Annotated in this window: 7 protein-coding genes; all 7 read left to right on the forward strand. The window is 61.7% G+C overall.

The genetic code is table 11. The features are described from left to right. The first annotated feature begins 9 nt into the window (after positions 1-9). On the forward strand, positions 10-3,345 hold the full coding sequence (locus tag DSX2_RS18135) for a carbamoyltransferase C-terminal domain-containing protein (RefSeq protein WP_020882107.1): 3,336 nt from the start codon (positions 10-12) through the stop codon (positions 3,343-3,345). A gap of 5 nt (positions 3,346-3,350) precedes the next feature. Continuing rightward, positions 3,351-4,154, forward strand: a complete 804-nt coding sequence (locus DSX2_RS16355; protein WP_020882108.1) for an ABC transporter permease — start codon at positions 3,351-3,353, stop codon at positions 4,152-4,154. Between the two features lie 105 nt (positions 4,155-4,259). Next, positions 4,260-6,248, forward strand: coding sequence for an asparagine synthase (glutamine-hydrolyzing) (gene asnB / locus DSX2_RS16360; protein WP_020882109.1), 1,989 nt, complete (start codon positions 4,260-4,262; stop codon positions 6,246-6,248). A gap of 30 nt (positions 6,249-6,278) precedes the next feature. Beyond that, a complete protein-coding gene (gene wecB, locus DSX2_RS16365) occupies positions 6,279-7,430 on the forward strand; it encodes a non-hydrolyzing UDP-N-acetylglucosamine 2-epimerase (RefSeq protein WP_020882110.1) in 1,152 nt (383 codons plus the stop codon). Between the two features lie 165 nt (positions 7,431-7,595). Continuing rightward, a complete protein-coding gene (gene wecC, locus DSX2_RS16370) occupies positions 7,596-8,837 on the forward strand; it encodes a UDP-N-acetyl-D-mannosamine dehydrogenase (protein ID WP_020882111.1) in 1,242 nt (413 codons plus the stop codon). Positions 8,838-8,851: 14 nt separating this feature from the next. Then, positions 8,852-10,984: a bi-domain-containing oxidoreductase gene (locus DSX2_RS16375; protein ID WP_020882112.1), complete on the forward strand. Its 2,133-nt coding sequence runs from the start codon at positions 8,852-8,854 to the stop codon at positions 10,982-10,984. A gap of 3 nt (positions 10,985-10,987) precedes the next feature. Next, the gene (gene asnB / locus DSX2_RS16380; RefSeq protein WP_020882113.1) at positions 10,988-12,892 is read left to right on the forward strand and encodes an asparagine synthase (glutamine-hydrolyzing); all 1,905 of its coding nucleotides are present in this window, start codon (positions 10,988-10,990) and stop codon (positions 12,890-12,892) included. Positions 12,893-12,899: the final 7 nt, after the last annotated feature.

Genomic DNA, 12,899 nt, shown 5'->3' on the forward strand with positions numbered 1-12,899 from the left:
GATAAGACGATGATAGTTCTCGGCATAAATGGAGTTTCCGACATATTCCATGACGCATCCGCCACGATAGTCATTGATGGTTCTGTCATTGCATCCGTAGAAGAAGAAAGATTCAACAGGGTAAAGCATACAAATGGCATACCATTCAATGCCATCGATTTCTGTCTCAAAAAAGCAGGCGTCAAATTTTCTGAAATAGACTATGTCGGATATTATCTTCTTCCTGAATTGTTCATCAAAACATTCTATTGCGATGTAGTTGAAAATTACGGTGGAGACGAGCCAAGCCTCACCTGCTATCTGACGGCTGGTGAGAGGATAAAAAACATCGAACGTGATTTGCGAAATCATTACAAGTGGGGAAGGCGCACGAAATTCGAGAATGTGCCGCACCATCTGGCGCATGCGGCTTCAGCATTCTACACTTCAGGCTTTGATGAATCACTGGTCCTGACGATCGACGGATCAGGTGAGTTTGAATCCTCCGCTGTTTTTTACGGCAACTGGCCGCATCTCGAGAAGAAGCACGATTTCCTTGTCTATCCCTTTTCCCTTGGGTTCATTTACGCCCATTTCGCAGAGCACTTGGGCTTCCCCGGCATTTCCGGATCCGGCAAGCTCATGGGGCTAGCCGGTTTTGGCAAGCCCATCAACGGATTGCTTGACGACGTCATCACGCTGACCAACGATCTCTACAGACCCATCGACATCGACCTGTCGTTCTTCAATTACCATATTACCGGGGCATCCTTTTCCGCAAAAGGACTGTCCAGATTCGGCGAGGCCCGGAGGAAGAGCGAGGGCTTCAGCCAATGGCACTACGATCTTGCCGCCACCATCCAGGAGGCGCTCGAAAAATCCATCGTCCACCTCGTCAAAGCCACACACGAGCTCTACCCCGACGTTGAGCGGCTATGCACTTCTGGTGGAGTTTCGCTCAACATCTCGGCAAATCGCAAAATTCTCGAGCTTGGCGCCTTCAAGGAAGTGTATTTCACGCCCGCATCAAATGATGCCGGCACATCCCTGGGATGCGCGCAGGCGCTTTACCATGAGCATGGGGAGCCCAAAAGGCGCCACTTGTTTTCCGTATACACCGGCCCCGACATGACCTGTGATTTTGACATAGATGCGGCGCTCGACAAATACAAAGATGAAATCGAATGGGAAGTCCTGGGAGCCGACGTCGCCAACCATGCGGCGAAAACTCTGGCGAACGGCGGCATCATAGGCTGGGCACAAGGGCGCATGGAATGGGGGCCGCGAGCCCTCGGCGCCAGAAGCATCCTGGCGAATCCCCTGGTGCCGGACATAAAGGCCAGAATGGATAGAAATGTAAAAAAAAGGGAACCATTCCGTCCCTATGCAGCATCAGTACTCCAGGAAGAAGCGCACAAATGGTTCAAAATGCCGATAAGCAACTATATGCTCCTGGAGACAGATGTTCTGGATGACGTGAAGCACAAGATCCCAGGTGTCGTACATGTCGATGGAACATGCCGCCCGCAATCCGTCAGCAAGGAGAGCAATCCAAAATATTACGACCTGCTGCTCAATTTTTTCCAAATAACGGGATGCCCGCTTGTTCTCAATACATCTTTCAACATGCACGGAGAACCGATTGTCAACACTCCGGAAGAAATACTCCATGATCTGCTTATTTCAGGTCTCGATGCTGTATATATAAACGATGTCTGTGTTGTCAGGCGTCATCCCGAATGTCCCACTTCTGTTTTGCAACAAGAATATACTGATAAAAATGACTTGAGCATTAGCGAAGATATAACAACTCAAAATTCATCCGGACAGGCAACTGTCGCCCCTTCTCCTCGTAAGAAATATTCACCGGCCTGGTTTTCAGTTGCGAATATTGATTCGTGGCAAAAAGCGGTTCAGCTCTGGAAGGCGCATGGCCGAGAACTGCTATCCGAGCAACCGAAGCGACCCTGTCCCGCCTGCGCATGTGGAGACTCCACTCCACTATTTCAGAGTTATGACGGACATGCCTACCACGTCTGCGCGAACTGCGGATGCTGGTTCGTTCCTTATCAGGTCGACGAGCATCTCTTCGCCCGCTTCTTCGTGCGCAATGAAGAAGCGGCGCGCCTGGCGCGGACCATGGCCAGGAACCGACTGGCTGTGGCGAACGACACGGACAGGGATCGCTTCGAAATGCTCCTGAACCGCCTCGAACCTTCCGAAGAATCGACGATCCTGGATATCGGCGCCAATGCGGGGCAGTTCGTGAGCTTTGCCCGGGAAAAAGGTTTTTCAGCTTTCGGCCTCGAGGCAGACCCTTACGCGCTCGAAGAGGCACGCCGTCTTGAACGTCCGGTTGTCTGCGATGCGGCGCAGCTTCCGGCCCAGTCCTACGACATGATATGTTTGTGGGAGACTCTCGAGCATGTCGCGGATCCCCATGCGCTTCTCCTTTTCGCGAAATCGAAGCTCGCGGATGGCGGCATCGTCGCACTGACGATGCCGAATCTGAACAATCTACAGCTTCAGCAAATGCGTGAGTCCAATCCGCACGCCCATGGTGGATACAACACGCCAGGGCATATCAATTTTTTTGGCATCAATCAGTTGCGAGTCCTGCTCGAACGAGTTGGACTCTCCGTTATATACTACGAGTCGATGTATTCTTCAGACTACGTCTTGCAGTATGGATACCTCACCGGCCTCTGCAGAGGCGTACAGATTGGCCCAGTACAAGATTCAGAACGATATTTTGAGTATCCTGCAAGCATAGATGACATAGCACCCTATTTGTATTCTCTCGAGCACCGCCACAAGACTGGCCCTATTCTCTTTTGCGTCGCGGGCCGTGTTGAAGACCAGCAGCGACACATTTCCATCGGCGAAAAATTGAGAAAACACCATACCTTCGAGCTGCGTCGGCTGGGCTTCGCCAAGATCGAGCACAAGATCGCCATTCCATTCTCTGTCGCTTCCAACAGAAAGATTCAGGTCGTGCTCTGCGCCAACAACCATGCCCCGGATTCCCTGTCAGGTCTGCTGGTGGAGCTTGGCCTGCAGGGCATGGGCCTCGACCTCGACCTTCTCTCCAATCTGCGGCCAAGTCCCGTCGTATCTCGTCATTACACTGCGGGGCGCAAGGGGATCTTCTTTGCCGAGGAAAACGTCCGCTACGAGTACACTTTGATCAGCAAGAAGATCCCTCTGAAGGCAGGCGAATATATTCTCTCGGCATGCGGAGGGAGCATGAAGGGCAACTGCGCCATGGGGATCCTCGACGTGAACGACGACGTCTGGCTTATCCCTCCGTCGCCCATGTCCAATACTGTTTCCGCAGCCGACGTGGCTGATTGGATGATGCGGTGAGCAGCATGAGAACGTTCATCAATCTCCTGAAGGTTCTTTTCGACAACCGCCGCATCATTGCGCTGACGACTCTGATCGAGCTCAAAAAACGCCATGCCGGCAGCGTGCTTGGTCCTGCCTGGATCATCGTCTACCCTGCGCTGCTGCTCGTGATGTATCTGTTCATCTATCTCGCAGTGTTCAAGGTCAAGGTCACCGGCATCCATTCTCCCTTCGAATATTCCCTGTTCGTCCTGGCCGGTATCATCCCCTATCTGGGATTTTCCGAGGCGCTGAATGGGAGCGTGCTCCTGATCTCGCAGAACAGGCATCTCATCGCCAACGTCATCCTGCCGATGGAGGTGCTTCCTGTCCGGCTCATCTGCATCGCGCTCGTCTCGCAGTGCATGGGGCTCATAATCCTCATGACCATGCTCTGCCTTGGGGGGGGGATGGTGTCCTGGGCATGGCTCTGGATTCCGCCCATGTTGGTGTTGGAATTTTTTTTTCTGGCCGGCCTGGCATACATTTTTTCCGCATTGGGGGTGCTGCTCAAGGACCTGACCCAGATCATGGCCATAGTGACCCTGTTTCTGCTGTTCATATCTCCTGTCGGCTACACGCGGGAAATGGTTCCCCCGCAACTTCGTATTGTCCTGTATTTCAACCCTGTTTACTATCTCGTCGAATGTTTTCGAGAGCCGCTTCTGTATGGCCATTCGCCTAGCATGGAGATCATGCGGATATACATCCCACTTTGCGGGATCCTCTTTTTCCTGGGCGGCGTCATGTTCAAGAAGACATTACACACACTGAGCGATCTAGCCTGAAAGGCTATTCAAGGTTCAAAGGGCTGCTATTGAATGGTGTACTCTTTTCGCCGCAGGCGCGGCGTTCCTGTCCGAAATCCCTGGCCGGTAAAGAACAGGTAGGACATGTGCGGCATCGCAGGTGAATACGCCCCCGGACGGGGGGCGACCGATATCTCCCTCATCACCAAGATGACGGACGCCATGCGGCATCGCGGCCCGGATGGCGCCGGATCATGGCGCGCCATCGACGGGCGCTGCGCCCTGGGGCATAGGCGTCTTTCCATCATAGACCTCTCCTCGGCCGCGGACCAGCCCATGGGCAACACCCGCGGCGACGTCCACGTCGTCTTCAACGGAGAGATATACAATCACGGGGATATCCGGCGCGAACTCGAGGCTCTGGGCGTGGGCGACTGGCGGACCGACCACTCGGACACCGAGGTTCTGCTCAAGGCGTACGAGCATTGGGGGATCGATGCGGTGCACCGATTCTACGGCATGTTCGCCTTCGCCATCTACGACGAACGAGCCCCTGGACAACCGGTGCTCCATCTGGTGCGTGACCGCATCGGCATCAAGCCCCTGTATATCGCGAAAAGCGGCGACTCGTGGATCTTCGCGTCCGAGATCCGGGCCCTTCTGCAGCACCCGCGCCTGACGCCGGAGATAGACCTCACCGCCTTCTGGCATTACCTGACCTTCATCGTCGCGCCCGCCCCGCTCACCATGTTTCGGGACCTCTTCAAGATCCCCGCTGGCGTCATGGTAAGCATCGATCACGAAGGCCGGGCCGTCGCGCGCCAGTACTGGGACTGCGCCCCCTCGGCCGCCGAGACGTGGCGTGAGTCAGACCTCTCCTTCGACGAGGCGACGGACGAATTCCTGCGGATCATGCGCTTGTCCATCGAGCGGCGCATGGTTTCGGACGTGCCCTTCGGCGTGCTGCTTTCCGGCGGAGTCGATTCCAGCCTCATCGTCGCGCTCATGAGTGAGATCATGGACCGGCCGGTGACCACGTTCTCCATCGGCTACGAAGGGCATGACGACCTGAACGAATTCCAGCACGCCACAAGCATCGCCGAGCGTTTCAACACGGCTCACCACACCACGCGCATCTCGCCGCGCGAGGCACAGGACTTCCTGCCGCTTCTCGTGCGCCTGCAGGATGAGCCCATAGCGGACAACGTCTGCATCCCGCTCTATTTCCTGGCCCGCCTCGTGCGCGAGCGCGGCACCACGGTGGTTCAGGTGGGAGAAGGGGCGGACGAAAACTTTCTGGGCTACTGGTGGTGCGAGCACTACCGACAGAAGTACGAGCGGGTCTGGAGAAACGAGGGCGCGTCCCCCTGGTGGAAGCGACTGCTCGGAGGTGCCGCCTCCCTTTCGTCAGGCGACGAGGACGCCGCGATCCTCGCCCGCAAGCGGGCCGGACAGGAGCTCTTCTGGGGGGGAGCCGTCTGCTGGTGGGGCGAGATGCGTCGCAAGTTGACGCCGTCCACCGCACCGTTCGCGCAGGATATCCGTTGTCCCGTCGAAGGACTGCTCCCGGAGGCGCATCGCCAGCTCGACAGCGCAGGAGTGGTGGCCGGTTACCTGGCCGGGCTCACGGGAAGGCTCGCCGAGCCTGAGGTCCTGCAGAAGATCCCCTACATGGAGCTGAAGCTGCGCCTGCCCGAGCACCTGCTCATGCGCGTGGACAAGCTGACCATGGCGCATGCGATCGAGGCCCGCGTCCCCTTCCTGGACCACGACCTGGTCGAGTTCGCGCGCAGACTGCCCCCCTCCTACAAGCTGCACGACGGAGTGGGAAAACGCATCGTCAAACGCGCGGCGGAAAGATACCTCCCCCGGGAAATCATCTACCGAAAGAAGCAAGGCTTCGGCGCTCCCGTCGATCGCTGGCTCAAGGACAAGGATTTCGCGGCCCGGGCCATGGCGGTCACGCAACGCTCGCGGCTGCTGGGCGAGGGACTCCTGGACAAGGAGTACTTCAGCACGCTCCTGAAACAGGAGACCTCCGTCGGCACGGGCCATTCATTTCATGTCTGGACGGTGCTCAATGCGCTCATCTGGTACGAGTCCTGGATCGAGGGCCGGGAAGATGCGTTCTAGCCCCCCAAAAGACGAGACACGGACCGAGGTATGAAAATTCTCGTTTTCGCGGGCACGCGGCCCGAAGCCATCAAGGTCGCTCCGGTCGTCCTCGCGCTTCGCGCGGACGGAAACTGCCAGGCCTTGCTCTGCTCCTCGGGACAGCACAGGGAGATGCTCGCCCAGGCCCTCGCGGACTTCGACCTGGCGCCCGATCGGGACCTGGCCGTCATGCAGCCAGGGCAGAGCCTGGCCTCGCTGTCGTCACGGCTGTTCACGGAGATTGACGCGCTGCTGGACCGCGAGCGGCCCGATTGGATACTCGTGCAGGGCGACACCACCACGGTCATGGTTGCCGCGCTCTGCAGCTTCTACCGCGGCATCAAGGTCGCCCATCTGGAGGCCGGGTTGCGCTCGTTCGACCTGCGTGCCCCCTTTCCGGAGGAACTCAATCGCCGCGTGGCCGGCATCGTCGCCGACCTGCATCTTGCGCCGACCACGACCGCCCGGGACAACCTCCTCAGGGAAGGCGTACCTGAGGCGCAGGTGCTCGTCACGGGCAACACCGTCATCGACGCCCTGCTCCTTATACGGGAAAAGATCCGGGGCGACACGAGCCTCCTGGCGCCCGGCCTTGCGGAGGCGGTGTCCAGAGGAAGGCGCATAGTGCTCGTGACCGGGCACCGCCGCGAGAATTTCGGAGACGGATTCCAGAACATCTGCAGGGCGATTCGGCTACTTGCCGACAGGCACGAGGACGTCATGTTCGCCTACCCGGTCCACTTGAACCCGAGCGTCCGTGAGCCGGTCCTCCGGCTGCTCGCGAACCACCCGCGGATACTCCTGCTCGAGCCCGCGCCATACAAGAGCTTCATCGCGATGATGGACGCGGCCACTCTCATACTCACCGATTCCGGCGGCGTGCAGGAGGAGGCCCCGTCGCTCGGCAAGCCGGTCCTGATCATGCGCGAGGTGACCGAGCGCCCAGAGGGCGTCGCGGCCGGTGTCGCACGACTCGTGGGAACGGAGGAGGCAAGCATCGTCTCGGCCGTGGATGGGCTGCTCGGCGATGCCGAGGCTTACGCGCGTATGGCCACGTGCAGCAATCCCTACGGCGACGGAAAGGCCGCCGAGCGGATTCTCTCCGCGCTGCTCCCCGGGGAGGTCCTCCCGAAACAGAGGGGCGTGCCCTCGGCGGACTGAACGCCGGTGGTGCGGGACAATCATCCGGCCGGATTGTTACGGCATGCCTTGGGCAGAAAGTTTGAAAACAGACACTGTCGTGCATCATGCTGATCACATGTTTCCTTCCTGAGGCGGAATACAATTCGACAATGACCATCTACAATTGACGGAATGGATATCGGAATGGACAGCATTTGCATACTCGGCCTCGGATACATCGGCCTCCCCACTGCGAGCCTCCTCGCCACGAAAGGCTTCAGCGTCCACGGGGTGGACGTGAACGAACGGGTGGTCAAGGCGTTGAATGCCGGGAAGATCCTCCTCCACGAGCCCGCGCTCGACGTCATGGTCAAGTCAGCCGTGGGCTCCGGTCGTCTCAAGGCGGACACCGCGCCCATCGAGGCCGACATCTTCATCCTCTCCGTCCCCACCCCGTTCGTGAACGGCAAGAAGCCCGACCTCTCCTACGTCGAGGCGGCCACCCGCTCCGTTGCGCCGTATCTGCGCCACGGCAATCTCCTGATCCTGGAATCCACGAGCCCCGTGGGGACCACGGAGCGCATCTGCCAATGGCTGGCCGAGATGCGCCCGGACCTGGTGCTTCCCGGCGTCACGGACGGCTGCCCGCAGCTCCACGTGGCCCACTGCCCCGAACGCGTGCTGCCCGGCCGTATTCTCCGGGAGTTGGTGGAGAACGATCGTGTCGTGGGCGGCGTGGATGCGGCCTCCACAGCCAAGGCTATCGAGTTCTACGGCAGTTTCGTCCAAGGCGAGGTCCTTGCCACCACGGCACGCACGGCCGAACTGGTCAAGCTCATGGAGAACGCCTACCGCGACGTCAACATCGCCTTCGCCAACGAAATCTCCCTCATCTGCCAGGAGCTTCAGATCAACGTCTGGGACGCCATCCGCCTGGCGAATCACCACCCGCGAGTGAACATCCTGACCCCCGGCCCTGGCGTCGGCGGCCATTGCATCGCCGTGGATCCCTGGTTCATCGTGGACAGTGCCCCCGCAACAGCGCGCCTCATCCGCACCGCGCGCGAGGTCAACGACCACAAGCCGCATTCCGTCATCGCGCAGGTGCGCGCCAAGGCCGCGCGGTTCACTGCGCCCACGGTCGCCTGCCTGGGCCTCGCCTTCAAGCCGGACATCGACGACCTGCGGGAGAGCCCGGCCCTCTTCATCACCCGGGAACTCCAGGCCCAGGGCGGCATGGAGATCCTGGCGGTCGAACCGAACATCAGAGAGCTGCCCGGGGAGCTCGGCGAGCTGCCCAACCTGCGCCATGTCCCCCTGAAGACCGCGCTGGAGGAGGCCGACATCCTCGTCTTCCTCGTCGCGCACCGCCAGTTTCAGAACATCGACCACGATCTGCTGCTCGGCAAAGTCATCATCGACGCCTGCGGCATGGTCCAGAACTGACCGTCGGAGACGCAATGCTGCAGGCACTGATAAGGAAGGGCAAGGTAGAGCCGCGCGAGGTTCCCGCACCCAACGCCACTCCGGGCTGCGTGCTCATCAAGGTGGTGCACTCGTGCATCTCCGCGGGCACAGAACTTTCAGGCGTGCAGGCCAGCGGACGCTCCCTCGTGCGGCAGGCCCTGGAGCAGCCGCAGAAGGTTGCGAAGGCGCTGAACATGATCCGTGCCGAGGGGCTGCGCCCTGCCCTGGCCCGCATCCGCGGCAAGCTCGAGGCCGGCAGCCCGACCGGCTATTCGGCCGCCGGAGTCGTGCTGGCGGTCGGGGAGGGAGTGACGGACCTGAGGCCAGGCGACAGGGTCGCCGCAGCCGGGGCCGGCTACGCCAACCACGCTGAATACGTGGACGTACCGCGCAATCTCGTCATGCGCATGCCGGACGGGCTCGACTTCGCGCAAGCAGCCACCGTGACACTGGGCGGCATAGCCATGCAGGGCGTGCGTCGGGCGGATCTGGCCCTGGGCGAATTCGTGGTCGTCTACGGAGTCGGTATCCTCGGACTCCTGACCCTGCGCATGGCCGTTCTTTCGGGCGCGCGCGTCATCGCCGTCGATCTGGACGACAGACGCCTCGAACTGGCGCGCACCATGGGCGCAGAGCTGGCCTGCAATCCGTCGCGGGAGGGCGTCCCCGCCGCGGTTTCGCGGCACACGGGAGCACGCATGGCGGACGCCGCCATCTTCTGCGCCGCGACCGGCAATTCCAAAGTGCTTTCGGACGCCTTCGCCCTCGTGCGCCGAAAGGGGCGGCTGGTCATGGTCGGAGTCTGGGGCAGGGAGTTCGATCGCAATGACGTCTACGCCAGGGAGATCGACTTCCTGATCTCCACCTCCTACGGTCCGGGTCGATACGACCCGAGCTACGAAGAGGGAGGCTGCGACTACCCCTACGACTACGTCCGCTGGACCGAGTCGCGCAACATGTCCGAGTACCTCCGCCTGCTCGCCTCGGGCGGACTCGACGCGCGCCCTCTCGTGAGCGGCGTCTTCCCCATCGAGCAGGTGGAGTCAGCCTACGCCGCGCTCGATGCGCCCGAAAAACCCCTGATCGTCCTGCTCGACTATGGGAAAAAGGTTCCGGCCCTGGAGGACGCGTCCGCCCCTCCGGTCAGGCGGGTGCCCGTGACGCCTGTCCGGACAGCGGCCGGGCCGATCCGCGTCGCCGTCGTAGGAGCGGGCAGCTACGCCATGGGAATGCACCTGCCGAACCTGCAAGCCCTGGACGACCTCTTCACCATCCGGGCCATCTGCAGCCGCACGGGCACACGGGCCACGGCGGCCGCCGAGCAGTACCGGGCCGCTTACGCCAGCACGGACTACGACGAGATACTGGCCGACAGCGACGTTGATCTCGTGGTCCTGTGCACGCGCCACGACCTGCACGGGGAGCAGGTGCTGCGGGCGCTCGGCGCGGACAAGCACGTCCTCGTGGAAAAACCCCTCTGCCTGACCGAGGAAGAGCTCGAGGCCATCGCCGACTTCTACGCGGATGGCAACGGCCCCATGCTTGCGGTGGGATTCAACCGGCGCTTCTCGCCCTTCGCACGGGACGTGGCCGAGGCTGCGCGTGAGCGCACCTCTCCCCTCTTCGCGCACTACCGCATGCTCGCCGGCTACCTGCCGCCCGAACACTGGACGCATGGCCCCGAGGGAGGAGGCCGCATCGTGGGTGAGGCCTGCCACGTGGTGGACCTCCTTCGGAGCCTGACCGGCTCTGCGGTGCGCGCGGTCAGTTCGGCCGCGCTGCACCCCGCGCGCGGCCGCCATGGCGGAGCGGACAACAGGATCATCGTCCTCGAGTACGAGGACGGTTCCGTCGCGGACATCGAATACTGCACCTTGGGCTCGACGGATCTGCCCAAGGAGCTGCTGGAGGTCCATTTCGACGACAAAACACTGATCCTCGACAACTATCAGTCGATAACCGGCCATGGCGTGAAGCTCCCGGCGCGCACCTCGCCGCGCCCAGACAAGGGGCAGCGCGGGATGCTGCGCGAGATCGGCCTCGCGCTCACGGGGAAGAGGCCAGGCTGGCCGATCCCCCTGGACGAGTTGCTGGAGACCACGGCCGTGACCTTCGCGGTGCGCTGACCCATGTGCGGCATTCTCGGCATCCTCGCGCTGGGCGACTCGGCCTGGACACCCGACGCCGCTCTTGTGGCGACCATGCGAGACACCATGGCCCACCGGGGACCGGACGGCCACGGCCTGTGGATATCGCCGGACCGGCGCTGCGCCCTGGCGCACAGGCGGCTGTCCATCATCGACCTCTCGCCCTCCGCCGCGCAGCCCATGCACAGCGTCTGCGGCCGCTACCACCTGACCTTCAACGGCGAGATCTACAACCACGCCGAGCTGCGTGCCCAGCTCACCGAACTGGGCCATACATCCTGGCGAACCTCGCATTCTGACACCGAGGTCATACTCGCGGCCTACGCACGATGGGGCAAGGAGTGCGTGCATCGTTTCCGGGGGATGTTCGCCTTCGGCCTCTACGACAGCCAGGAGCGCTCGCTCTGGCTCGTCCGGGACCGCCTCGGCATCAAGCCCCTGTACTACAGCGCGCATCACGGACGGATCGGCTTCGCCTCGGAGATCAAGGCCCTGCTCGCCGATCCCGAACAGCCCCGCGAGATGGATGCCGAGGCGTTCTACCACTACCTTTCCTTCCTTGCTGTGCCTGCGCCCCGAACCCTCTTCCGGGGCATCGCCAAGCTCGCCTGCGGCTCCTGGCTGCACGTGGCGGCGGACGGAACGATCAGCGGGCGCACGTACTGGGACCCGTTCGACGGCGCGGCGAGCCTCGAGGGAACGTCCGAGTCCGAGATGGCCGGCCGCGTCCTCGAGGAACTCGAGGCCGCCGTGCGCTACCGCAAGGTCAGCGACGTCCCGGTGGGCGTCTTCTTGTCGGGGGGCATAGACTCGAGCACCAACGCGGCGCTGTTCTCCCGCGGCGAGAACCAGGCGGTGAAGACCTTCTCCATCGGCTACCGGGGGACTTACGAGAGCTACCGCAACGAGCTGCACTTCGCGCGCCGCGTGGCCGAGGAGCTCGGCGCGGAGCACCACGAGTTACTGCTCGACCAGGACGACCTCCTCGATTTCCTGCCGCGCATGGTCTGGCTGCAGGACGAACCCATCGCGGACCCGGTGTGCGTCCCGGTCTACTACGTCTCGAAGCTCGCCCGGGACAACGGCGTGGTGGTCTGCCAAGTGGGCGAGGGCTCGGACGAACTCTTCTGCGGCTATCCCGCCTGGGGCAGCGCCGTGCGCCTGGCCGGCCTGAACAGGCTTCCGGTGCCTCGCGCCCTCAAGGCCATGGGCTGCCGGATGGCCGAGTCGCTGGGCAAGACCGGCTCGTCCAAGTACGCCTACCTGCGCCGGGCGGTCGAGGGACAACCCATCTTCTGGAGCGGAGCCGAGGCCTTCTACGAGCATCAGAAGTCACGCCTGCTCGGCCCGGCCCTCAGGCGGGAGCTCGCAGGCCTGTCCACCTACGACGCGGTGCTGCGCCCTCTGCGTGAGCGCATGCTGCAAAAGCGCCAGGCGCGGTCCGATCTCGACTGGATGACCTATTCCGACCTGAACATCCGCCTGCCGGAACTCCTGCTCATGCGCGTGGACAAGATGAGTATGGGCGTCAGCCTGGAATGCCGGGTCCCTTTCCTGGACCACAAGTTCGTGGAGCTGGCCTTGTCCATCCCCGCGGCCAGCCGCTACAGGAACGGCGAACTCAAGCGCATGCTCAAGAAGGCCGTGCGTGGCCTCATCCCGGACGAAATCATCGACCGCCCCAAACAGGGCTTCGGCGTCCCGGTCTACGAATGGTGCCAGGACAGGCTCGGACAGGAGATGCGCGCGACCCTCGCCAAGTTCTGCGACGCCACCGGACTGCTCGATCGCGACGAGGTCCTCGGCTACCTCGACCGGCGGGCAGGGCCGCAGGTCTGGTACCTGTACAATTTCGCCCTCTGGTGGCAATCCTCCATCGCCGCCTGAAGCGAGA

This window comes from Desulfovibrio sp. X2 (assembly GCF_000422205.1).
In the GTDB taxonomy this organism is placed as follows: domain Bacteria; phylum Desulfobacterota; class Desulfovibrionia; order Desulfovibrionales; family Desulfovibrionaceae; genus Alkalidesulfovibrio.

Coding starts and splice junctions, on each gene's coding strand:
- DSX2_RS18135 (WP_020882107.1), top strand. CDS start 10: ATGATAGTTCTCGGCATAAATGGAGTTTCCGACATATTCCATGACGCA.
- DSX2_RS16355 (WP_020882108.1), top strand. CDS start 3,351: ATGAGAACGTTCATCAATCTCCTGAAGGTTCTTTTCGACAACCGCCGC.
- asnB (WP_020882109.1), top strand. CDS start 4,260: ATGTGCGGCATCGCAGGTGAATACGCCCCCGGACGGGGGGCGACCGAT.
- wecB (WP_020882110.1), top strand. CDS start 6,279: ATGAAAATTCTCGTTTTCGCGGGCACGCGGCCCGAAGCCATCAAGGTC.
- wecC (WP_020882111.1), top strand. CDS start 7,596: ATGGACAGCATTTGCATACTCGGCCTCGGATACATCGGCCTCCCCACT.
- DSX2_RS16375 (WP_020882112.1), top strand. CDS start 8,852: ATGCTGCAGGCACTGATAAGGAAGGGCAAGGTAGAGCCGCGCGAGGTT.
- asnB (WP_020882113.1), top strand. CDS start 10,988: ATGTGCGGCATTCTCGGCATCCTCGCGCTGGGCGACTCGGCCTGGACA.